The organism is Chromobacterium sp. IRSSSOUMB001 (assembly GCF_023507765.1).
Classification (GTDB): domain Bacteria; phylum Pseudomonadota; class Gammaproteobacteria; order Burkholderiales; family Chromobacteriaceae; genus Chromobacterium; species Chromobacterium haemolyticum.
On the sequence record NZ_JALCYU010000020.1, the window covers coordinates 52281 to 74613 of the forward strand.

Below are 22333 nucleotides of genomic sequence, written 5' to 3' on the forward strand. Positions count from 1 at the left end.
TGTGGCGATAAGAAGAAAGAGAACAATATGATGAAGAAAATCTGGATGGCAGGGGTGACCGTCTGCATAGGCTTGGTTACGCTGCCAGCCCAGTCTGCCGGCTTCAACTGCGCTTACGCCAAGCTGGAGGTGGAGAAAATGATCTGTGCCGACGCCGAGCTGTCGTCGCTGGATTCGGAACTGGCCAAGCGCTTCACCTTGATTCAGGGTGAGACTCAAGGCATAGACGGCGATACCGGCAAACGGCTTGATCCTTACGGCAAAGAGCAAGCGCACTGGCTGAAGCAGGTGCGCAACAAGTGTGAGGATGCCTTGTGCGTACGCGACGCCTACAAGAAGCGGCTGCAGTACTTTGGCAAGGTGGAAAAGGATCTAGGCTTGCTGGTCGCCGCATGCGTGACTCCGGCTTGTGCCGATGGTTTGGTGAAACAGAAAGTGGAGGGTAGCCAATATTTCTATTCCGGCTCGGTGCAGCTGGAGGGGGAATACGCTTACGCCCGTGGCGCAAGCGATATGGACATGGTGGGTGATCAATTCTGTTTCACGCCGACGAAATCGTCCGCGAAGCGGATTCCGCGAGAGCGAGGCGATGATAGAAGTCGTTGGTTCTGTTTTGAGAATACCGCCCAGGCCAAACGCATGTTTAATGTCTTACCCTTGCTGAAGCTGAAACAGACCTGCGAACTGAGGGGCAAAGCGACGGTACAGGTGGATCGTTATATCGCCGACTTGATGCCTAGCGACGTGAACGACACGGCGCGTTTGTTGAAAGTCGTGCGCTTGGGGGCTCCGCGAGTGTTGCCGTATGACGGCGATTCTGGAGATTGCCGACGCTAAGGCGCCGGGCGGGGCTAAAAGATTTCATATGACGGCAGGCGAGGCCCGCCGTGCTTACGATAGCGGAAAGAATGATATGAGCGAACAAAAATTCCTGCCGTTCGCCTTGCCGGACATCGGCGAGGAAGAGATCAACGAAGTGGTCGACGCGCTGCGTTCCGGTTGGGTCACCACCGGTCCCAAGACCAAGCAGTTCGAGTCCGACTTCGCGCAATTCATCGGCGACGGCGTCGAGGCGATCGCCGTCAACTCGGCCACCGCCGGCCTGCATCTGGCGCTGGAAGCGATAGGCATCGGCCCTGGCGACGAGGTCATCGTGCCCAGCTACACCTTCACCGCCACCGCCGAAGTGGTGCGCTATCTGGGCGCGCATCCGGTATGCGTGGACGTGGATGCGGCTACCTTCAACATCAGCCCGGATGCGATCCGCGCCGCGATCACCGCCAAGACCAAGGCGATCATGCCGGTGCACTTCGCCGGGCTAGCCTGCGAGATGGACGAGATCATCGCCATTGCCCGCGAGCATGGGTTAAAGGTTGTTGAAGACGCCGCTCATGCGCTGCCTACTTATTACAAGGGCAAGCTGGTGGGCACCTTGGACTCCGACGTCACCGTGTTCAGCTTCTACGCCAACAAGACCATGACCACCGGCGAAGGCGGCATGGTGGTGTCCAAGAATAAGGACTTGATCGCGCGTTGCAAAGTGATGCGTCTGCACGGCATCAGCCGCGACGCCTTCGACCGCTATGTGTCCAAGACCCCGGCCTGGTTTTACGAAGTGGTGGCGCCCGGCTTCAAATACAATATGCCGGACACCGCCGCGGCAATGGGTATCCACCAGTTGAAGAAGATCCGCCGCTTCCAGGAGTTGCGCGAGGGGATGGCCCGGCGCTTCGACCGCGAGCTGGCCGATCTGCCGCTGATCCTGCCGGCGCGGCCGAAGGACGCGGGCAGCAACCACGCCTGGCATCTGTATCCGGTGCGTATCAAGCCGGAAGCCGGCGTCAGCCGTGATGATTTCATCGCTCGGATGGCGGAAAAGGGCATCGGTTGCTCGGTGCACTTCATTCCCTTGCATCGCCAGCCGGTGTGGCGCGATGGCTATCAGCTGACGCGCGAGCAGTTCCCGGTGGCCGACGCCGCCTTCGAGGCCGAAGTGACTTTGCCGCTGTACACCCGGATGACGGATGATGACCAGACCCGGGTCATCGCCGCGGTGCGCGAGATTCTGAGCGCATGAGCGAGCGTGGTTCAGACCGCGGCGGCTTGCTGCCGCCGTGCTGCCGTCCGCGCCGCCACGGTTCGCGGCTGCTGAAGCGAGGTTTCGACATCGTCGCGGCGGGTCTGGGTCTGGCTGTGCTGGCGCTGCCGCTGCTCGCGGTGGCGCTGTGGGTGAAGCTGGATTCGCCAGGACCGGTGTTTTTCCGCCAGGTACGCGTGGGGCGGAACGGCACATTGTTCCGTATCCACAAATTCCGCACCATGCAGGTGGACACCGAGCGACACGGCCAGCTGACCGTCGGCGCGGACGCGCGCGTCACCGGCGCCGGCCGCTTGTTGCGCAAGACCAAGCTGGATGAACTGCCACAGTTGATCGACGTGCTGTTCGGCGATATGAGCTTGGTCGGCCCGCGGCCCGAGGTGCCCAAGTACGTCGCCCACTATCCGGACGAAGTCCGCGACATCGTGTTGTCGGTGCGCCCCGGCATCACTGACTGGGCGTCGATCAAGATGATAGACGAGAACGAAATCCTGGGCCGGGCGGAGGATCCGGAGCGCGCTTACATTGAGCAGGTATTGCCGGAGAAACTGGCGTATTACGTGCGCTACGCCGAAAGCCACAGCTTGTTTGAAGATGTCCGCATCATCGTCGCCACGCTGATGAAGATCGTCAGCCGATGACGGTTTCCATCCGCTTGGCCGGACCCGCCGATGCGGTCGCTTTAACGGACATTTATCTGGCCTGCCGTCGCGAGATGAATTACGCGCCGCTGGCGCATGCCGAGGCGGAGGTGAGGGCCTGGTTCGCCGGCACGCTGTTGCCGTCCGGCGGAGCATGGTTGGCGGAACGGAACGGCGATATCGCCGGCTTCGCCGCCGCGTCGCTGCAAGACGATGTGCTATGGCTGGATCAGCTATATGTCGACGCCGGGCATCGCGGCGCGGGCGTCGGCGGAATGTTGCTGCAACAGTTGTTGTCGCCCCCGGCGCCGGCCTGCCGGCTGTTCGTGTTCCAGGCCAATCTAAGCGCGCGCCGCTTCTACGAGACGCATGGCTTTGCGCTGCTAAGCCTGAGCGATGGCCAAGATAACGAGGAATGTTGCCCGGATGCGCTGTATCAACGGCCGCCGGACGCGAAAGAATGACCATGTTTGAAAAACTGCTCGCCTTCTCCCGCCACAACAAGATGGCGATGCTGGCGCTGATGGACGCGCTGCTGTTGCCGCTGGCGCTGTGGAGCGCGGTCTTCCTCCGCCTGGGCGGTTATTGGGACCCCAAGCTCAATCCGCATTTGTGGATTTTCATCGTGCCGCCGCTGTGGGCGATTCCCATCTTCATCAAGCTGGGCCTGTACCGCGCGGTGCTCAAATACCTGGACGACAAAATCATCCTGACCGTGTTCTCCGGGGTGACCTTGTCGGTGCTGGTGTTGCAGGCGGTGCTGCAGATGGCCCATATCTGGGCGATGCCGCGCACCTCGGTGATCATCTTCTGGGTGTTCGCCATGGCCTATATCGGCGGCAGCCGTTTTCTGCTGCGCGGCCTGGTGCGTCGCATCGACGCGGTGGACGCGCCGCGCGAGCACGTGATCATCTACGGCGCCGGTCGTGCCGGCGTGCAGTTGATGTTGGCCTTGCAAGCCGGCCGCGAATATCGGCCGATGGCCTTTGTCGACGACAATCCCGAGCTGCATCGCCGCACTTTCCGAGGCGTGGCGGTGCATCCGCCGCGCGATCTGCCGCAGTTGGTCAAAGATCTGGAGGCCAAGTGCATTCTGTTGGCGATGCCTTCGGTCAGCCGCAGCCGCCAGCGCGAGATACTGGAAACCCTGGAACTGCTGCGAGTGCCGATCAAGCGTTTGCCGGGCATGGCCGATCTGGTGTCCGGCGAGGCGCGGGTGGAGGAGTTGAAAGAGGTCGAGATCGAAGACCTGCTGGGCCGCGACCCGGTGCCGCCCAAGCAGGAACTGCTGGCGCGCAATATCCGCGGCAAGGTGGTGATGGTCACCGGCGCCGGCGGCTCCATCGGCTCCGAACTGGTGCGCCAGATCGCCAAGAACCAGCCGGCGCGCATCATCCTGTTCGAGCAGTCCGAATACGCGCTGTACGCGATAGACCAGGAACTGGGCCGCGTCGCCGCGCCGCCGGAGCGCACGCCGGTCCTGGGCTCGGTCACCGACTACCAGCGGCTGGTCCAGGTGATGCGCGCCTTCAAGGTGGACACCGTCTATCACGCCGCCGCCTACAAGCATGTGCCGATGGTGGAGCACAATCCCGTAGCCGGCATCGTCAACAATGTGTTTGGCACCGACACCACCGCGCGCGCGGCCGAGGATTGCGGCGTGGACACCTTTGTGCTGATTTCCACCGACAAGGCGGTGCGGCCCACCAATGTGATGGGCGCCACCAAGCGCATGGCGGAGCTGACGCTGCAGACCCGGCACGCGCGCGGCAGCGCCACCCGCTTCGTGATGGTGCGTTTCGGCAATGTGCTGGGCAGCTCCGGCTCGGTGGTGCCCTTGTTCCGCGCCCAGATCAAGGCAGGCGGACCGATCACGCTGACCCACGCCGACATCACCCGTTATTTCATGACGATTCCGGAAGCGGCGCAGCTGGTGATACAGGCCGGCGCGATGGGCGACGGCGGCGACGTGTTCGTGCTGGATATGGGGCAGCCGGTGCGCATCATCGACTTGGCGCGGCGCATGGTCCATCTGTCCGGCCTGGAGTTGAAGGACGCGAGCCGGCCCGGCGGCGACATCGAGATCCGCATCACCGGCCTGAGGCCGGGGGAGAAGCTGTACGAGGAGCTGTTGATCGGCGACAACGTGCTGGCCACGGATCACGAGCGCATCATGCGCGCTCAGGAATACTGTCTGCCGGAAGCGGAAATGCGGGATGTGCTGGCGAACATGGACGAGGCTTGCCGGCGTCTTGACGCGCCCGCGGCGTTTGCCTTGCTGCAAAAAGCGGTACGCGAGTTCCACGCCGCCAAGGCCACTCAGGATTGGGTGACGCTGGCGAACGCGGCTTCGTGAGGCTAGCGGCCTACCATTTGCAGCCGTCCTCGCGCGCGCTTTGCACTGCCAAGATAGGGATCGCCAGCAGGCCAAATGAGGAGTAACGGGTCTTGCAGTCCGGTTTTTCGGCCCGCTCAATAGAGCGGGCCAATTTCGTTTTGGCGGGGTCGGCCTGCAGCGGGCTGATTTTTTCTGGCGCGGCGGCCGCTTGTTCGCGCACTTGCTGGCGCAGGCCTCCCAAGGTTAAGCCCGGGCTCGGGGCCGAAGCTTCGCCTTGGTTTCGCTCGAGCCTGCCTTGATTGCGACCCTCGCCGGGGACGGGAGCGTGTATCCGCGCCGCGGCCGGCGGATGCCTCGGCGCCACAGCAGGTTTTCGGGAAGGGGACTCGGACCCGACGGCGCGCGCCGGGGGTGGAACAATGGCTGGAGCTGGCGGATTCAGTTGTATTCGTAGCGGCGGGGCCGCATCGGCGTTCGGGCCGCTGCCGGGCTTGGCCAGCCACAGCAGCGCGCCATGGGCCAACAGGCTGAGCAGCAGCGCGGCGGCGACGCCGCGAGGGCGGGGACGGGACGAGGCGGTAAGAACGGTCATGCCGTCAACGATAAGCAAACTCGCCGGGTGGGTAAAGCCTCAGTCGGAGATCACGACCTGGTTGCGGCCGGCTTGCTTCGCGCGGTACATGCGGGTATCGGCCAGGTCCACCAGCGCGTGCCAGTCGGCGCAGCTGTCTTGAAACAGCTCCGCCACGCCGATGCTGGCGGTCAGCGGCAGGCCTTCAGGCCGCTCGCCCAGGCCCTGGGCGCGCAGCCGGGCGATGACCTGGGCCGCGTGGGCCAGTTGCGCGCCGGGCATCAGCAGCACGAACTCTTCGCCGCCCCAACGCACCAGCACGTCGCTGCGTCGCAGCCTTCCTTCCATCAGCTCGGCGAAATGGCGCAAGACCTGATCGCCGGCCAGGTGGCCGTAGTGGTCGTTGATCGCCTTGAAGTGATCCAGATCGATAAAGGCCAGGCTCAGCGGCTGCCGGCTGCGTTGAGCTTGCAATTCCAGCAAGCCCAGCATCTCCTCGCCGCTGCGGCGCGAGAAGACTCCGGTCAGCGGGTCGCGTATCGCCTGGTGGACCAACACGATGATGAAGGCCAATTGGCTGACGCTGGCAATGGCGGAGACGCCGGCCAGCAGAGACAACAACCAGAATTCGCCGCCGAAGCCGGGCAGGTTGTCGCCGTTCAGGTCCAGCAGGCTGGTCAGCACGAAGCCGAGCAAGGCCGGGCTGGCGAAAGCCAGGCTCTCCAGCAGCGTCAGCGGAAAGATCGCCAGCCCGGCCAGCAGCACGAAGGGGAGGAAGGCGTAGCCGGCGCCGATGGCGGCGGACAAGCCCTCCAGATGATAACGGCGCAGCAGCAAGTGCGAGGCGATGTAAAACAGGGTGGGGATGGCGAACAAGAGCGCGATGCCGCGATAGGCCGCAGGCAGGCGGCCGTCCATCGGCTGCCAAACCGCCAGTGCGACGAAGGCGGCGGAGACCAGCAAGCGCAGCGCCGCCAGCTGCAGCGACAGCGGATAGGGCAGGGTCAGCAAGTCGATCACCGCCCAAGCCGGGGTGAGCGCGGAGAACAGGATGGCAAACAGCCGGCAGCGGTTGACCAGCATCAGTGCGCGTCGCTGGGTCAGCAAGGGCATGTGCTGGCGAGGGCTCAGCAGCCAGAGCGTGTCGCCGCTCTGGATCTCGCCGGGCGCCAGGCCCAGCAGCTTTTGCCAGATGAAGTGAGTAATATGCATGCGGATGGTGCCAGATAGTTGCGTTATTCTACCCCGGTTTATGACTTTGGGTTTGCAGCAGGTCAAAGTCGCCGGCTTGCGCTGCGTTTGCGCTACTATCGCAACTCCTGATCAACCTAGCGGAACAGCGCGATGGAAACCCGGTGGCTTGAAGACTTCCTGGTGCTGGCGGAAACCGGCAGCTTTACCCGCGCGGCGGAACTGCGCCATCTGACCCAACCGGCGTTCTCGCGGCGGATCAAGTCGCTGGAGAGCTGGCTTGGAGCCGACCTGATCGACCGCACCACTTATCCTACGCGTTTGACCGAGGCCGGCGCGCTGTTTCGCGAACAGGCGGTGGCCATGCTGTCCCAGCTCAACACCAGCCGCGCCCTGCTGCGCGGTTTGCAGCCCCTGGCTGACGGCACGCTGGAGTTCGCGGTGCCGCACACGCTGTCCTTCTCCTTCTTCCCCAAATGGCTGTCTCAGGCGCAGAGCGGTTACGGCGCCTTGCCCTGTAGGCTGCAGGCCAGCAATGTGCACGACGCGCTGCTGGCTTTCGTGGAAGGCGGCAGCGACCTATTGATGTGCTACCACCACCCCAAGCAGCCGGTGGAGTTGACCGACGCCCGCTATCAGGGACTAAAGCTGGGCGTTGAGCGGCTGAGGCCGTTCTCGATCGCAGACGCCGGTCGGCCGCGCTATCCGCTGCCCGGCAGCGCGCAGCAGCCGTTGCCCTTTCTAGGCTATGCCAGCAACGCCTATTTCCGGCTGATGAGCGATCTGATCCTGGAGTCCGCTCCACAGCCAGCCAAGCTGGCGCTGCGCTATGAAACCGATATGGCGGAAGGCCTCAAGCACATGGTGCTGGAAGGGCATGGCCTGGCTTTCTTGCCGGAAAGCTCTGCGCGCAGGGAGACGCAGGAGGGTTTGTTGGCGGCCGCCGGCGACGAGTCCTGGCAGGTGGAGATGGAAATTCGCCTTTACGTGGATCAGAAGCGTCAGCGCCCGGCTTTGCAGGCGTTTTGGCATTACCTGACGCGCCAATACCAGGCTTGTTGAGAAGGGGAGTCTGGCCGGTTCGGCCGCCGGCAAGGTTATGCGTTTCCTGCATGACCCCATCGGCATTTCGAATTGGCCAGCCGTCGCGGCATGGCATAAAGTGCGCAGCTTCAAGCCACGCGAGCGCGTGGCGCCATCCGTATCAGGAGAAGCATCCATGACGACTCGCATAGAACATGATCTGTTAGGCGATCGTGAAGTGCCCGCCGATGTCTACTGGGGCGTGCACACCTTGCGCGCAGTCGAAAACTTTCCCATCACCGGCCAGACCATCGCCGGCTACGGCGACCTGATCCGCGCCTTGGCCTGCATCAAGCAGGCCGCTGCCCAGGCCAACCGCGATCTGGGGCTGCTGCCGGCGCCCATCGCCCAGGCCATCATCGCCGCTTGCGAGGAAATCCGCGCCGGCCGCTGGCATGAGCAGTTTGTGGTGGATGCGATCCAGGGCGGGGCAGGCACCTCAACCAATATGAACGCCAATGAGGTGATCGCCAACCGCGCCTTGGAACTGATGGGGCACGCCAAGGGCGAGTATCAGCATCTGCATCCCAACGAGCATGTCAACCTGTGTCAGAGCACCAACGATGTTTACCCGACCGCCTTGCGGCTGGCGGCGTTCTGGGGCGCCAACAAGCTGCTGACCCGGATGGCGGCGTTGCGCGAGGCCTTCGCCGTCAAGGCCGACGAGTTCAAGGACTACCTGAAGATGGGGCGCACCCAACTGCAGGACGCGGTGCCGATGACGCTGGGCCAGGAGTTCATGACCTACGCGGTGATGCTGCAAGAGGACGAGCAGCGTTTAATGGAAGCCAGCGCGCTGATGCTGGAGAACAATCTGGGCGCCACCGCCATCGGTACCGGCATTACCGCGCACCCGGATTACGCGCGTCTGGCTTGCCTGCATTTGTCCGAGCTGAGCGGCCACACCTTGCTGACCGCGCCCAATCTGATCGAAGCCACTCAGGACTGCGGCGCCTTTGTGCAGCTGTCCGGCGTGCTCAAGCGCATCGCGGTCAAACTGTCCAAGACCTGCAACGACTTGCGTCTGCTGTCGTCCGGCCCGCGCGCCGGCTTCGGCGAGATCAACCTGCCGGCGCGGCAGGCCGGTTCGTCCATCATGCCGGGCAAGGTGAATCCTGTGATTCCGGAAGTGGTGAGCCAAGTGGCCTACGAGGTGATAGGCAACGATGTCACCATCACCATGGCGGCGGAGGCCGGGCAGTTGCAACTCAACGCTTTCGAGCCGGTGATCGCCTACAGTCTGTTCCGCAGCATGGGCCATCTGGCCGCCGCCTGCGCCACGCTGACCGATAACTGCGTCAAAGGCATTACCGCGAATCGCGAACGCCTGCACGCCAGCGTGGAGAACTCCATTGGTCTGGTGACCGCGCTCAACCCCATCATCGGCTACGCCGCGGCCACTAATGTGGCGGCCCAGGCGCACGCCACTGGCGGCAGCGTGGCAGACATTGTGCTGGAACAAGGCCTGCTGAGCCGCGAGCAGCTGGATTTGCTGCTGAAGCCGGAAGAGCTGACCCGGCCGCGCTGGGTGACCGTGTAATTGATTTCCCTTGTATGACTTATCGTTGTGAGCGTTTCAACTTGATCAGGCCGCCTTTCGCGGCCTGTTTTTTTATCGGCGCCGGCGGCGCTTGCGGCGGGAGCGGAATGCGGGTATAAAAAATTGTGCACCGCACAATCGAAAGGGCGAAATATGCAAGCTGCGCTATGGTGGAGCTTGGAGTTTCCTCGCGGCCTGTGCGCGCTGAGCGCCGAACAGTGGCGTGTCAGGCGGCAATGGCTGCGCTCAGGCTGTTTTCACGGCGCCGCGGTGTGGCGCGGCAGAGCGCCGTGGCCGGATAAGCTGCGCCGCGTACTGACGCGCGCGGGGGCGGATTGGCTGACGCTGTGTTTCGACGACAGCCAGGCCGCGGAGGCCTTGCTCAGCGAGATGTGGGCGCATCCGCTGTGGCGCAGCGAGACCGGCGACCTGCTGCTGGCCTGGCAATTGGACGGCCAGCGGCAGTGGCGGGCGGGCCTGCTGCGATGGGGGCGGACGCTGTCCGCTTAGCCGTGGGCGGGGAAAGCGCTTCCAGCATCGGCGATTAGCCGCCATAATCGCGGCTTTCAATCGCACAGGGCGGTACGCCATGGCCAATCATTCGATGTTGACCCCCGCTCAGCTGCAAGCGCTGGCTCCTCAATTGCAACAGTATGCGCAAGATCAGTTCGGCATCGAGCTGGGGCAGTTCGACGCGCAATTTCTGCTGGACTTTGTTGCGGATAAAATCGGCAGAGACATTTACAACAAGGCGTTGGACGATGCGCAACTGGCGCTCACCGCGCGGATGGAGTCCTTGCAGGCGGCGATTTGGGAATTGGAGAAGTAGACGCAGCGCGCGCGGCCTTGCCGCTTGCCTACGGTTTGCGGGTACAATCGGCGTTCCACCCCTCTCTTGCGGTACCCATGCTCTACTTGCGTTTGATGTTGAAAGGCTTTGTGCTGGCGATTTTGCTGGTGGTGCTGGGCTTTAGCTACGTAGCCTGGAGCATTGTCGATTTCGGCGGCAGCGCAAATGAACCGCAAGCCGACGCGGCGCTGGTGTTGGGGGCGGCGGCCTGGGGCAAGCGCCCATCACCGGTGTTCCGCGAGCGCATCAACCACGCGGTCAAACTGTATAAATCCGGCAAGGTGCGCTGGATCGTGTTCACCGGCGGGACGCCGGAGCCGGGATATCCATCGGAAGCCGATGTGGGCCGCGACTTTGCCGCCAAGCAGGGCGTGCCGATGACGGCGATGCTGGCGGAAAACCAGTCGCGCACCACTTGGCAAAACCTGGAGAACGCGCGCGAGTTGAGCAGCCAGTTCGGCATCCGTTCCTTCCTCTTGGTCAGCGATCCGCTGCATATGCGCCGCTCGGTGCTGATGGCCACCGACATTGGCCTGACCGCCTATCCCGCGCCCACTCAATCCAGCCGCTACCGCACCCTGTCCAGCTGGTCCCGCTTCCTGGCCAGGGAAACATGGCTTTATATCGGCTACCGGGTGTTCCGTAAGCTGTCCTGACCTTGTTGGATAGATGCTCCATTGGACGCGGCATAAAAAAAACCGGCGATAAGCCGGTTTTTTCACGTTGGGCGGGGTGGATCAGTGGTTGTGCCACAGATCGATCAATTCTCCGCCTTCCACAGATTTCACTTCGGCGCGCGCTTGCAGCCAGGACAGCAGTTGCAGGCGCAGCTCGTCGCTGATCTTGACCTCGCCCACCGGGAAGGCCACGCCTTCCAGCTTGCCGGCGCCGTCGAAATGGCCGCCGAAGCTGATGCCGGCCTCGTCCACCTTGATCAGCCAGGCGTCCAGCAGCGCCTCGGAGTCCGCGCCGTCGTGCAGCAGGGCGATCAGATGGAAGCCCAGCTCGCGGAATTCGCCTACGCGCATTTTCTTGCGTTGGCGGGATTTCAGACGGCTCAGGCGGTGGGGGGAGTTGGGGTTGCGCAGGGACATGACTGCTCCTTATTCAAAGACCCGGCGATGATAGCAGGCTTGCCGGCTTTGCGCTGCGCCGGCTGTGCGTAGGTTTCTGTCACTCTAACTAAACAAATATCATATAAAAAGGTAATTATTTGCCGTAGTCATTGCCATTGGAATGGAATTAGTATTTTTTCTCATTCTCAATACATGAAATGGATGACTACAGGGATGAAAAGCACAAAAACAATATTGGCGGTATCCGTGATTTCGGCGCTGTTGAGCGCCTGCGGCGGAGGTGGCGGCGGCAGCGCCGGCAACAGCAGCAGCGGCACGGCCGTTGGAGCGTCGGCATCTGGCAGGATGCTGGCGACGGACGGCGCGGAAGTGGCGGCGCTGCAGTGCTCGGGCAATGCGTGCCGTTTGCCGGCCTCGGCCGGCAGGGCGCAATCGGGCTCCGCCTACCAATACACCAATACCGGCGTATTGGCGCAAACGGTGTCGATCAGCGGCGCAGCCTTGAGCACGGGCTGGCAGATGGTGGTGTCGCGCGTCAGCAGCGGCGACACCTCCAGCCAGGCCAAGCTGGGCGCTTCCGGCCTGCGCGGCGGATCGGACGCCGCCGCGGAGCGTCTGGAGGCGGAAAGCCGGGCGGTGATGGCCGCGGTGGGCGCAGCGGCCCGCTCCGGCGCCTTGTCGCTGCGGGCCGTCGGTTCGCACCGGTTGCTGGCGGAGCAGGCCAAGCTACAGGCGAGCAGCTACGCGATCGGCGACAAGCGGGTCTGGCACGATATGGACAAGGACAGCGCCACCAGCCTGCAAGCGATGCGCGACCTGCCCAACGGCGGCGGCAAGGTCTACGTCTGGGCGCAGGACGGGCTGGACGTCAGCGTAGGCAGCGACCAAGCCGACGCGCTGGCCGAGCGCTTCGCCAACAGCGTATATCCACTGGAGGCCTCGGTGGTCAGCGAGCCCTGGGGCGACGACATCGATCCGGGCTGGCGCGCGCTGGCCCTGCCCGGCGACACCAAGGACGTGCATCTGGTACTGAGCCGGTTGAACGATCCGAACCAGGCCGGCGGCGGCCGTCTGCTCGGTTATGTGCGCTGGACCAACGCCTTGCTGGCGTCGGCCGCGCCGACCGTGTGCGGCGCCGACCAAGAGTGCCGCGACGTGGTGGGCAAGAGCAACCAGGCGCTGGCCACCTTCGTGGACCTGGACACCTTCGCCCAGGCCGATCCGGGCCGCAACTGGACCATGAAGGGCAACGGCCCCAGCCTGGCCTTGTCCACGCTGGCGCATGAATACCTGCATGTGCTTTACGCCTACAACAAAATCCTGCGCAAGCCGCCGAGCTCCGGCAATCCCACAGTGTGGGAAAACGAGCTGGCGGCCCAGACCATGGGCTATCTGGTGTCGGCGGACACCTTCACCGGCGGTCGCGGCAGCGACGCCAACTCCCATCCGGACCTGCGCCGCGGCGGCGACTTCGAAAGCTTCCTGCGCCGGCCGGCTTGCAATCTGAAGGGCTGGAGCGTGGCGGCGTCGAACTACACTTGCTACCCGAAAGCGCTGGCGGCGGGCATGCAGATGCTGCACCAGTTCGGCGCGGGGGTGATGAAGCCGTGGGTGACCGGAGGCAATACCGGCGAGCGGGCCTTGAACGACGGCTTGCGCGCGGTGGGCGGCGGCGATTACAGCAGTCTGATGCTGCGCCTCAACACCACGCTGGCGCTGGGTGGCAATCCGGCCAGCGGCTACGGTTTCCCGGCCAAGACGCTGAACTTGCCGGCTAACCAGTACTTTCCCCAGGGCAAGAGCCTGCTGCTGCCGGCGGTGCCGTTCCAGGCGCAGGAAATCGGCTGGAGCGCGTTGGCCACGGCGGAAACCTATAAGCAGAGCCTACCGCTGTCCCGCGGCGTGGCGCGGGTGACGGTGCCGGCCAACAGCCACCTGATCCTGGTCAAGCCGTGATGCGCGGGCTGCTACTGTGGCTGGGCCTTTGCGCCGGCGTCGGCGCCATGGGGTTGCCGCCGTGGGAGGAGGGCACCCTGGTGGCTGTGGGCGCGCCGCCGCTGGTGCGCCTGGGCGTGGAGAAGGGGGATGGCGGCACCTTCGTCATCCAGCCCGCCGCCGACGGCAAGGGCTTGGGGGCCGCGGAAGTGGCCGCGTTGAAAAAGCGGACCGGTTCGCGCATTCGCTATCGGGCCGGGCCGTTCAAGACCCATCCGCTGTTGGGGCGCGAGGCCGTGTTGCTGCAGGCGGAAGTGCTTGAGCCGCGTTGAGTCGTGAAAACCGCCTGGCGTCTTGACGACGCCAGGCGCTTGTCTTCCGGGCCTACAGGCCCAAATCCCGCCACATCGAGTCGACGCGCTGTTTGACCATTTCGTCCATCACGATGGGCACGCCCCATTCGCGATTGGTTTCGCCGGGCATCTTGTTGGTGGCGTCCAGGCCCATCTTGCCGCCCAGGCCGGACACTGGGCTGGCGAAGTCCAGATAGTCGATAGGCGTGTGCTCGATCAAGGTGGTGTCGCGTACCGGGTCCATGCGGGTGGTGATCGCCCAGATCACTTCCTTCCAGTCCCGGGTGTTGACGTCGTCGTCCACCACCACGATGAACTTGGTGTACATGAATTGGCGCAAGAAACTCCAGCAGCCCATCATCACCCGCTTGGCGTGGCCGGGGTACTGCTTTTTGATGCTGACCACGGCCATTCGGTAGCTGCAGCCTTCCGGCGGCAGGTAGAAATCGACGATCTCCGGAAACTGCTTTTGCAGGATGGGCACGAACACCTCGTTCAAGGCCACGCCCAGCACCGCTGGCTCGTCTGGCGGCTTGCCGGTGTAGGTGCTGTGATAGATCGCGTTTTCACGCATGCTGACGCGGTCCACGGTCAGAACCGGGAAGCGGTCCTGCTCGTTGTAATAGCCGGTATGGTCGCCGTAAGGGCCTTCCATCGCGGTGTCGTCGGGGTGGATATGGCCTTCCAGCACGATTTCGGCGCGCGCCGGCACTTGCAGGTCCGAACCCAGGCATTTCACCAACTCTGTGCGGCTGCCGCGCAGCAGACCGGCGAACTGGTATTCGGACAGGGTGTCCGGCACCGGCGTCACCGCGCCCAGTATCGTCGCAGGGTCGCAGCCCAGCACCACCGCCACCGGATAGGGGCGATCCGGGAATTGCTGGCGGAACTCGCGGTAATCCAGCGCGCCGCCGCGGTGGGCTAGCCAGCGCATGATGACGCGGTTGCGGCCAATCAACTGTTGGCGATAGATACCCAGATTCTGGCGTTTCTTGTTGGGGCCGCGGGTCACGGTCAGGCCCCAGGTGATCAGCGGCGCCACGTCGCCGGGCCAGCAGTGCTGGATCGGCAAGCGCTCCAGATCGACTTCCTTGCCTTCCCAGACGATTTGCTGGCAGGGCGCCTTGCTGACTTCCTTGGGCGCCATCGACAGCAGCTGTTTCAACAGCGGGAGTTTGTCCCAGGCGTCTTTCAGGCCTTTGGGCGGCTCCGGCTCCTTCAGGTAGGCCAGGGTCTTGCCGATCTCGCGCAGCTGCATCACATCGCTGGCGCCCATGCCCAGCGCCACCCGCTCCGGGGTGCCGAACAAATTGGCCAGCACCGGGTAATCGAAACGCTTGCCGTCCTTGACTGGCTGTTCGAACAGCAGCGCGGGACCGCCGGCTTTCAGTACCCTGTCGCCAATCTCGGTCATCTCCAGGCGCGGGGAGACCGGGGCTGCAATTCGCTTCAGCAGGCCTTGTTGTTCCAATTGGGAGACAAACTCCCGTAAATCTGCATATTTCATGACCATCTCATGATCTGGCGCAAAGTTTGATATTAGGTGCTTGGATAATCTGCCACCGGACGCCGAACGCTACTGCTGCCCGCAGTCAAAGTCAACGATGGCGGCAAGCGCAAGGCCTGCATTCGACCAAACATGACAGGAGAACCCTATATGAAAAAGCTCGCTCTCGCCGCAATGATCGGCCTGGTTTCCGCTAGCGCCTTTGCCGCCCAAGGCGACATTCTGGCGCGCTTCCGCGTGATCAATGTTAACCCGGACGCCAGCTGGAGCAACTCCGGCGCGGTGGCGGGCTTGAATGTCGACGCCAAAGATTCTTGGGCGCCGGAAGTCGACTTCACCTACATGATCACCAACAACATCGGCGCGGAGCTGATTCTGGGCACCACTCGCCACGAAATCACCACTAACGCTTTCGGTTCCGTCGGCAAAGTATCGGTGCTGCCGCCGACCCTGACCCTGCAATACCATTTTGCTCCGGACGCTACCTTCCGTCCGTATGTGGGCGCCGGCATCAATTACACCCGTTTCTACAATGATGGTTTGCGTGCGGCAGCCGCCAATACCAATTTGAGCGTGAAGAAAAATAGCTGGGGCCCGGCGCTGCAACTGGGCGCGGACTACGCGATCAACAAGAACTGGTTCGTCAACCTGGATGTTAAGAAAATCTGGATCAAGACCGACGTGACCGCCGATCAATTGGGCGGCGCCAAACTGGGCGAACTGAAGATCGACCCGTGGGTATTCGGCATCGGCTTCGGCACCAAGTTCTGATCGTAAAACCTTTACGAGCCCAAAACGCCCTACGGGGCGTTTTTTCTTGCTTGTCGCGTTAGAATGGCCGATTGAGAACTTTCCGACACTGGAGAAGCAAGATGACTGATTGGGTTGCCCAGGCAGTGCGCAAGATCGAGGCCGATTTCAATCGCTCCAGCGACACGCATCTGATTCCGTTGCCCATCCCCGGCGCGCCGGAGATACAGCTCTATTTCAAGGACGAATCCACTCACCCCACCGGCAGCCTCAAGCACAGGCTGGCGCGCTCCTTGTTTCTGTACGGTTTGTGCAATGGCTGGATACGCGAAGGCAGCACCATCATCGAGGCATCCAGCGGTAGCACCGCTGTGTCCGAGGCCTATTTTTCCCGCTTGTTGGGCTTGCCCTTCATCGCGGTGATGCCCAAGAGCACCTCTCAGGAAAAAATTCGCGCCATCGAATTCTATGGCGGGCGCAGCCACTTGGTGGACGATCCTGCCACCATTTACGACGAATCCAAGCGTCTGGCGCAGGAGCTGAATGGTCATTACATGGACCAGTTCACCTATGCCGAGCGCGCCACAGACTGGCGCGGCAACAATAATATCGCCGACACTATTTTCACCCAAATGGCGTACGAACCCAATCCGGTGCCGGACTGGATCGTCTGCGGCGCCGGTACCGGCGGCACTTCGGCCACTTTTGGCCGCTACGTGCGCTACCAGAAGTTGCCGACCAAGGTTTGCGTGGTGGACCCGGAAAACTCGGTGTTCTACGACAGTTTCCATACCGGCAGCATGGATTGCCGCTGTGAGGGCGGCTCCGGGGTGGAAGGCATTGGTCGGCCTCGGGTGGAACCCTCTTTCATTCCAACAGTCATCGACAGTGTGATCCGGGTGCCCAATGTCGCCAGCTACGCCGCCATCCACTTTCTGGAAGAAGTGCTGGGTCGTCGTTGCGGTGGTTCCACCGGCACTAATTTTTACGGCGTTTGCGAACTGGTGGGGCAGATGCGCAGTCAGGGCCGCAGCGGCTCCATCGTCACGCTGATCTGCGATGACGGCAACCGCTACCTGGGCAGCTACTACAACCACGATTGGTTGAAGGCCAACGGTTTCGACATCTCGAGCTGGGTGGAGCGCTACCGCCGCTTCTTTAACGAAGGGCAGTGGTAAGCGCTGTTTGGCGGCTCGTAGACGGCGAGATGCCGACAGTTGTTGTCAAAAAGCATCAATTATTTGAATTGGAACCATGTTGCGCCGCACCGAAAACCAGCGGGCGGCGCGCGGTTTTCTGCTGAGAAAATAGCAACTTACCGCCCCAGTTCGAACGCTTGGCGCGCGCAATGGAAAAAATGCGCTGAGGTCTTGAATTTTCAAGGGATTTCAACGGCCTCAGCTTTATCTTTTTTGTTAAACTGGCGCCCTTTTTCTTGGGCGGGGAAGATAATGGCTCTCCTTGAAATCAAAAATGTCGTCAAGCGCTTCGGCGACTACACGGCGGTCAACAATGTCAGCTTGTCGGTAGAAGCCGGCGAGTTCTTCACCCTGCTCGGGCCCTCCGGTTGCGGCAAGACCACCTTGCTGCGCATGCTGGCCGGTTTCGAGCAGCCGGATTCCGGCCAGATTCTGCTGGATGGCCAAGACATGTCGCAGGTGCAGCCGGAAAAACGTCCGGTGCACACCGTGTTTCAAAGCTATGCCTTGTTCCCGCACATGACTGTGCGCGAGAACATCGCCTTTCCGCTCAAGATGGCCAAGTGGGACAAGGTCAAGATCGCCGCTCAGGTGGATGAGTTGCTGGAAGACGTGCGCCTGACCCAGTTCGGCGACCGCTACCCGCATGAGATGTCCGGCGGCCAGCGTCAGCGCGTGGCCATCGCCCGAGCGCTGGTGGATCGTCCGCGGCTGCTGCTGTTGGACGAACCCTTGTCCGCGCTGGACGCCAAGCTGCGTGAAGAAATGCAGCTGGAACTGATCAATCTGCAAAAAGAAGTGGGCATCACCTTCGTTTACGTCACCCATGACCAAGGTGAAGCGCTGGCGCTCAGTCACCGCATCGCGGTGATGAGCCATGGTCAGGTGGAGCAATTGGACGCGCCGGAAACCATTTACAGCAAGCCCAAGAACCGCTTCGTCGCGGACTTCCTCGGCCAATGCAATGTGCTGGAAGGCAAGGTCAAGCGCGTGGACGGCGACACGATGCTGGTGGACCTGAAAGGCTGCGGCGAAGTGCGCTGTCTGACCGTGCCGGACGTGCGCGAAGGGCAGACCGGTTGGCTGGCGTTGCGGCCGGAGAAGGTCAAACTGGACAAAAGCCTGCCCGCTCACAACGACGAGGCTTATTTCAAGGGTCGCGTCCACGACTGCTTGTACCTGGGCGACGTCACGCTCTACGTGGTGGAAGTGGGCGAAGGCGTGATGGTGGAAGCGATGCTGCCCAACAGCATCCCGGGCGTCGCCAAATTCTTTGACGACAACGACATCGTGGAACTGGCCTGGCGCTTCGACGCCGGCAGCTTCCTGACGGAGTAAACGCGCATGGCGATTCGAGATCGATTCGGCAAGTGGGCGCTGTCGTGGCCGCCGCTGGTCTACCTGATCCTGTTTTTCCTGGTGCCGTCGCTAATCATGGTGGTGGCGGCTTTCCGCAATCCGGGCGATTACGGCGGCCTCGCGCCGATGTATTACCTTGAGGAAGGCAAGCTGGTCTGGGATCTCACCCTGGACAACTTCTATCGGCTGGTGGAGGAACCGCTCTATATCGAGCTGTTCATCAAATCCGCCGGCTACGCGGGAATCACCACCGTGGTCTGCCTGCTGATGGCTTACCCGCTGGCCTGGCTGATTGCCCGCTCCGGCAAGAAATACCGCGACCTGATGCTGCTGTTGGTGATCCTGCCGTTCTGGTCCAACTTTCTGATCCGCATCTACGCTTGGATGATTATCCTGGGTCCGCAGTCGGCGTTCACCAAGATGCTCAACGTGGCGGTAACTTCGCTGGGCTTCGAGCCGGTGCGCCTGCTGTTCACCCCGTTCGCCGTCATCGTCGGCCTGGTTTACGTGCACCTGCCCTTCATGGTGCTGCCGCTGTACGCCAATCTGGAAAAGCACGATATGGCCTTGCTGGACGCGGCTCAGGATTTGGGCGCCAACGCCTGGCAGCGCTTCTGGCGCGTGACTTGGCCGCTGTCGCTGCCCGGCGTGTTCGCGGGCTCCGCGCTGGTGTTCATCCCCGCGCTCGGCATGTTCGCCATCCCTGACATCCTGGGCGGCACCGATTCCATCATGATAGGCAACCTGATCAAGCAGCAGATCCTGGACACTCGCGATTGGCCGTTCGGTTCGGTGCTGTCCATCATGTTGACGGGCGGCGTGCTGCTGATCGCGGCCTTGGGCGCGATGGTGGGCAGAGGAGGTAAGAAACGTGGCTAAGAAACAATCCCGTTGGTTGTGGGCGTCGGCGCTGCTGACCTATCTTTTCCTCTACCTGCCGCTGGTCATTGTGGTGCTGTACTCGTTCAACGACTCCAGGCTCAACGCGGAATGGGTGGGTTTCACTCTCAAGTGGTACGACAAGCTGTTCCACAACGAGAAGATGCTGAGCGCGGCGGCCAACTCGCTGATCATCGGCATCATCGCCAGCGCGTGCTCCACCGTGCTGGGCACGCTGGCCGGTATCGCCATGCATCGTTACAAGCTGCGCCTGCTGCCCTTCCTGGTGCTGACGCCCATCGCCATTCCGGAACTGCTGATGGGGGTGTCGCTGGTGATCTTCTTCGTCATCGTCAACCAGCTGATCGGCATTCTGGAACTGGGCATGATCACCATCCTGCTGTCCCACGTAGCCTTCTGCATCGGCTTCGTCGCCATCGTGGTGCGGGCGCGGATGCAGGGCATGGACGACAGCCTGGTGGAAGCCGCGCGCGATCTGGGTGCGACGCCGTTCCAGGCCTTCCGTCTGATCACTCTACCGGTGATCAAGCCTGGCATCATTGCCGGCGCGTTGATGGCTTTCACCCTGTCCATCGACGACTTCGTGATCACTTTCTTCACCGCCGGCGCCGGCGCCAGCATGCTGCCGCTGGAAATCTACTCGATGATCAAGATCGCGGTGACGCCGGAGGTGAACGCGGTTTCCAGTTTGCTGATGTTGTTGACCTTGGTGCTGATCGTCATTGCTTCGCGCGTGTCGCCCAGCGCATTGCGGGCCAATGGCTAAAAGCCTGTTTTAAGAGCCGCAAACAAAACCGCGCAGCATACCTGAGCCAAGGCGCGCCGACGCAGGCAGTACTCGTCGTATGACAAGTCGGCGCACGCAGGACCAGGGGTTTTGTTGGCGGGTCTAAGTAGTAGGGCCCCGGCCGGGCACAAGGGAGCCGGCCGGTTTTTCATGTAGTCGCAACGCACTCGTGCGAATAGAAGGAAAAACGCAATGAAAAAAGTCCTCGTGACGCTTGCCCTGGCCGTATCTGCTCAGGCGTACGCAGCGGAAGAACTGCACCTCTACAACTGGAACAACTACCTGTCGGAAAGCACCGCCAAGAGCTTCGAAGCCTACTGCAAGTGCAAGCTGGTGCAGGACTTCTACGGCGACAACGAAGAAATGCTGGCCAAGCTGGCCGCCGGCGCCAAGGGCTACGACATCGTGGTGCCTACCGGCTTCGCGGTGGAAGCGCTGATCAAGCAGGGTAAGGCTCAGCCGCTGGATAAAAAGCAGCTGCCCAATTTCAAGAACCTGAACGCAGGCTATCTGAACAGCTTCTTCGACAAGGGCAACCAGTATTCCGTACCCTACGCCTTCACCACCACGCTGCTGGGCTACAACGAAACCAAGCTGAAAGAGCTGGGCTTGCAGGACAAGGCCAATAGCTGGGCCTTGATCTTCGATCCAGCCGTATTGGCCAAGCTCAAGGGCAAGATCACTGTGCTGGATTCCCAGCGCGAACTGGTGTCCGCCGCCTTGATGTATCTGGGCAAGCCGGCCAATTCCACCAACCCAGCGGACTGGAAAGCCGCGCGCGACGTGATCCTGAAAGCCAAGCCTTACTGGGCGGCTTTCAACAACCAGAGCTATATCAAGGAGCTGACCGTGGGCAACATTTATGTTGCGCTGGGCTATTCCAACGATATGTACCAGGCTCAGCAGGACGCCAAGAAGGCCGGCCGCAAGTTTGGCGTCAATTTTGGTTTGCAGAAAGAAGGCAACACCCTGTCGCTGGACAACTTCGTGATATTGAAGGATGCGCCGCGCAAGGACCTGGCTTACAAGTTCATCAACTTCATGCTGGACGGCAAGAACGCTTCCGGTCTGACCAACGAGATGGGCTCGGGCAATCCCAACGCCGCTGCTGGCAAGTTCGTCAAACCGGAACTGACCAAGGTGCATGCGATCTTCCCGACCGCCAGCGAACTGCCGCGTCTGCAGCAGCTGAAAGACCTGAACGCCAAGGACCGCCGCGAGCTGAACAAGGTGTGGTCCGAGATCAAGTTGAAGTAAGCGGAATACTCTCTATGTAGGAAAAGGCCGGGCAACCGGCCTTTTTTCATTTCAGTCCCAGCGTCGGCGCGCCAGTTCTCCAATGGAGGAGATGCGGATATCCACATGCGCCGGTCGCCGAACCTGCTTGCTGACCCAGATTGTTTTCATGCCCAGCTTCTTCGCCGTCAGCAGATTGGGCAGCGAGTCCTCCACCATGATGCAGTGCCGCGGAACCAGTTTCTCTCTGGTCAGCACTTTACGGAAGGCGCCCACGTGAGGCTTGGGCACATAGTCCAGTTGCTCGACGCCGTAAATGGAATGGAAATGCCGTTCTATCGCCAGGCGCTGCAAGATGCCCTCCACATAGTGACGCGGCCCGTTGGAGAAAATCACCTTGCGGCCGGGTAGGGCGCGCAGCGACTCCGCCAGATTGTGTTCGGCGAACAGCCACTGCTCCAGCTCATCCAGTTTATGGGTTTCCAATAGAAAGTCGTGCGGATCGATGTTGTGATGGGTCACCAGTCCGTGCATGGTGGCGCCGTACTGAGCCCAGTAACGCTCCCGCAACAAGCGCGCTTCCACAGCGTCCACCTGCAGATGTTTCATCATATAGGCGGACATCGCATGGCTAATGTGGGCGAAAATGCCGCCGCTGGCGTGGTGCAGCGTGTCGTCCAGGTCGAAAATCCAGGTTTTGTTGCGCATTGTCGTGCTTCTAGAAGGGCGGACGAGGGGAGGAATTATCGTTTTTTCAATCCGAAAGCGACAGTCCTTATCAGTGCCGGCGGCGAGGCTCAAGTTTGTTTGCGCAGATGATTCAATATAAATCATGGAGATAGCTTACATGGGGCGGCTTTCGTCAAAAAACTTTCACAAAAGGTGTTGACGGGTGTGGGGGCGTGACGTATATTTCACA

General features: G+C 61.9%; 23 protein-coding genes. 18 read left to right on the plus strand and 5 right to left on the minus strand.

The features are described 5' to 3' along the window. Positions 1-27 precede the first annotated feature (27 nt). The 5 genes from MOV80_RS21175 (at position 28) to MOV80_RS21195 (ending at position 5095) form a co-directional block, all read left to right on the plus strand. Entirely contained in the window at positions 28-837 is an 810-nt protein-coding gene (locus MOV80_RS21175) for a hypothetical protein (RefSeq protein WP_081576315.1), read from the plus strand. A 76-nt stretch (positions 838-913) separates the two neighbouring features. After that, positions 914-2077 carry a DegT/DnrJ/EryC1/StrS family aminotransferase gene (locus MOV80_RS21180; RefSeq protein ID WP_161523132.1) on the plus strand — a complete coding sequence of 388 codons (1164 nt, stop codon included), beginning with the start codon at positions 914-916 and terminating at the stop codon, positions 2075-2077. Beyond that, positions 2074-2739: a sugar transferase gene (locus MOV80_RS21185; RefSeq protein ID WP_019103664.1), complete on the plus strand. Its 666-nt coding sequence runs from the start codon at positions 2074-2076 to the stop codon at positions 2737-2739. Before MOV80_RS21180 ends, MOV80_RS21185 begins: the two co-directional genes overlap by 4 nt. Next, positions 2736-3203 (plus strand): GNAT family N-acetyltransferase, encoded by a 468-nt coding sequence (locus tag MOV80_RS21190; RefSeq protein ID WP_161523133.1) that lies wholly within the window; start codon positions 2736-2738, stop codon positions 3201-3203. The genes MOV80_RS21185 and MOV80_RS21190 overlap by 4 nt, the downstream gene beginning before the upstream one ends. Positions 3204-3205: 2 nt before the next feature. Next, on the plus strand, positions 3206-5095 hold the full coding sequence (locus tag MOV80_RS21195) for a nucleoside-diphosphate sugar epimerase/dehydratase (RefSeq protein ID WP_107732917.1): 1890 nt from the start codon (positions 3206-3208) through the stop codon (positions 5093-5095). Positions 5096-5105: 10 nt separating this feature from the next. Here the strand turns inward: MOV80_RS21195 and MOV80_RS21200 are convergent, their stop codons facing one another. Continuing rightward, complete coding sequence (locus MOV80_RS21200) at positions 5106-5687, minus strand: hypothetical protein (protein WP_249605461.1); 582 nt, start codon at positions 5685-5687, stop codon at positions 5106-5108. A 21-nt stretch (positions 5688-5708) separates the two neighbouring features. After that, the gene (locus MOV80_RS21205; protein ID WP_043594548.1) at positions 5709-6860 is read right to left on the minus strand and encodes a GGDEF domain-containing protein; all 1152 of its coding nucleotides are present in this window, start codon (positions 6858-6860) and stop codon (positions 5709-5711) included. A gap of 132 nt (positions 6861-6992) precedes the next feature. Here MOV80_RS21205 and MOV80_RS21210 point away from each other — a divergent pair, with 132 nt between their 5' ends. The 5 genes from MOV80_RS21210 (at position 6993) to MOV80_RS21230 (ending at position 10968) form a co-directional block, all read left to right on the plus strand. Next, positions 6993-7901 (plus strand): LysR substrate-binding domain-containing protein, encoded by a 909-nt coding sequence (locus MOV80_RS21210; RefSeq protein WP_019103659.1) that lies wholly within the window; start codon positions 6993-6995, stop codon positions 7899-7901. Positions 7902-8058: 157 nt separating this feature from the next. Further along, positions 8059-9462: an aspartate ammonia-lyase gene (gene aspA, locus MOV80_RS21215; RefSeq protein WP_019103658.1), complete on the plus strand. Its 1404-nt coding sequence runs from the start codon at positions 8059-8061 to the stop codon at positions 9460-9462. Positions 9463-9615: 153 nt separating this feature from the next. Next, positions 9616-9972 (plus strand): hypothetical protein, encoded by a 357-nt coding sequence (locus tag MOV80_RS21220; RefSeq protein ID WP_019103657.1) that lies wholly within the window; start codon positions 9616-9618, stop codon positions 9970-9972. Positions 9973-10051: 79 nt separating this feature from the next. After that, positions 10052-10291 (plus strand): DUF2164 domain-containing protein, encoded by a 240-nt coding sequence (locus MOV80_RS21225; RefSeq protein WP_019103656.1) that lies wholly within the window; start codon positions 10052-10054, stop codon positions 10289-10291. A 77-nt stretch (positions 10292-10368) separates the two neighbouring features. Further along, entirely contained in the window at positions 10369-10968 is a 600-nt protein-coding gene (locus tag MOV80_RS21230; protein WP_019103655.1) for a YdcF family protein, read from the plus strand. A gap of 81 nt (positions 10969-11049) precedes the next feature. Here MOV80_RS21230 and MOV80_RS21235 read toward each other — a convergent pair whose 3' ends face one another. Continuing rightward, entirely contained in the window at positions 11050-11406 is a 357-nt protein-coding gene (locus tag MOV80_RS21235) for a 50S ribosome-binding protein YggL (RefSeq protein WP_019103654.1), read from the minus strand. Between the two features lie 195 nt (positions 11407-11601). On the opposite strand from MOV80_RS21235, the gene MOV80_RS21240 reads away from it, so the two are divergent. Both MOV80_RS21240 and MOV80_RS21245 read left to right on the plus strand, forming a co-directional pair. Continuing rightward, positions 11602-13344, plus strand: coding sequence for a hypothetical protein (locus MOV80_RS21240; protein ID WP_146176156.1), 1743 nt, complete (start codon positions 11602-11604; stop codon positions 13342-13344). Next, positions 13344-13655, plus strand: coding sequence for a hypothetical protein (locus tag MOV80_RS21245; RefSeq protein ID WP_019103651.1), 312 nt, complete (start codon positions 13344-13346; stop codon positions 13653-13655). The genes MOV80_RS21240 and MOV80_RS21245 overlap by 1 nt, the downstream gene beginning before the upstream one ends. Before the next feature lie 52 nt (positions 13656-13707). On the opposite strand, the gene ubiD is transcribed toward MOV80_RS21245, so the two are convergent. Then, positions 13708-15183, minus strand: a complete 1476-nt coding sequence (gene ubiD, locus MOV80_RS21250; RefSeq protein ID WP_043594560.1) for a 4-hydroxy-3-polyprenylbenzoate decarboxylase — start codon at positions 15181-15183, stop codon at positions 13708-13710. Between the two features lie 150 nt (positions 15184-15333). On the opposite strand from ubiD, the gene MOV80_RS21255 reads away from it, so the two are divergent. From MOV80_RS21255 to MOV80_RS21280, 6 genes are all read left to right on the plus strand, one after another. Next, positions 15334-15954 carry an OmpW family protein gene (locus MOV80_RS21255; RefSeq protein WP_043594562.1) on the plus strand — a complete coding sequence of 207 codons (621 nt, stop codon included), beginning with the start codon at positions 15334-15336 and terminating at the stop codon, positions 15952-15954. Positions 15955-16055: 101 nt separating this feature from the next. Continuing rightward, positions 16056-17111 (plus strand): PLP-dependent cysteine synthase family protein, encoded by a 1056-nt coding sequence (locus MOV80_RS21260; protein WP_019102514.1) that lies wholly within the window; start codon positions 16056-16058, stop codon positions 17109-17111. A gap of 273 nt (positions 17112-17384) precedes the next feature. Beyond that, positions 17385-18470 carry an ABC transporter ATP-binding protein gene (locus MOV80_RS21265; protein WP_019102513.1) on the plus strand — a complete coding sequence of 362 codons (1086 nt, stop codon included), beginning with the start codon at positions 17385-17387 and terminating at the stop codon, positions 18468-18470. Between the two features lie 6 nt (positions 18471-18476). Further along, positions 18477-19370: an ABC transporter permease gene (locus tag MOV80_RS21270; RefSeq protein WP_019102512.1), complete on the plus strand. Its 894-nt coding sequence runs from the start codon at positions 18477-18479 to the stop codon at positions 19368-19370. After that, a complete protein-coding gene (locus MOV80_RS21275; RefSeq protein WP_039755527.1) occupies positions 19363-20157 on the plus strand; it encodes an ABC transporter permease in 795 nt (264 codons plus the stop codon). Before MOV80_RS21270 ends, MOV80_RS21275 begins: the two co-directional genes overlap by 8 nt. 213 nt (positions 20158-20370) lie before the next feature. Beyond that, complete coding sequence (locus MOV80_RS21280; protein ID WP_043594567.1) at positions 20371-21435, plus strand: spermidine/putrescine ABC transporter substrate-binding protein; 1065 nt, start codon at positions 20371-20373, stop codon at positions 21433-21435. Positions 21436-21486: 51 nt separating this feature from the next. On the opposite strand, the gene MOV80_RS21285 is transcribed toward MOV80_RS21280, so the two are convergent. Further along, entirely contained in the window at positions 21487-22122 is a 636-nt protein-coding gene (locus MOV80_RS21285) for a pyrimidine 5'-nucleotidase (RefSeq protein WP_107732915.1), read from the minus strand. Positions 22123-22333 lie beyond the last annotated feature (211 nt).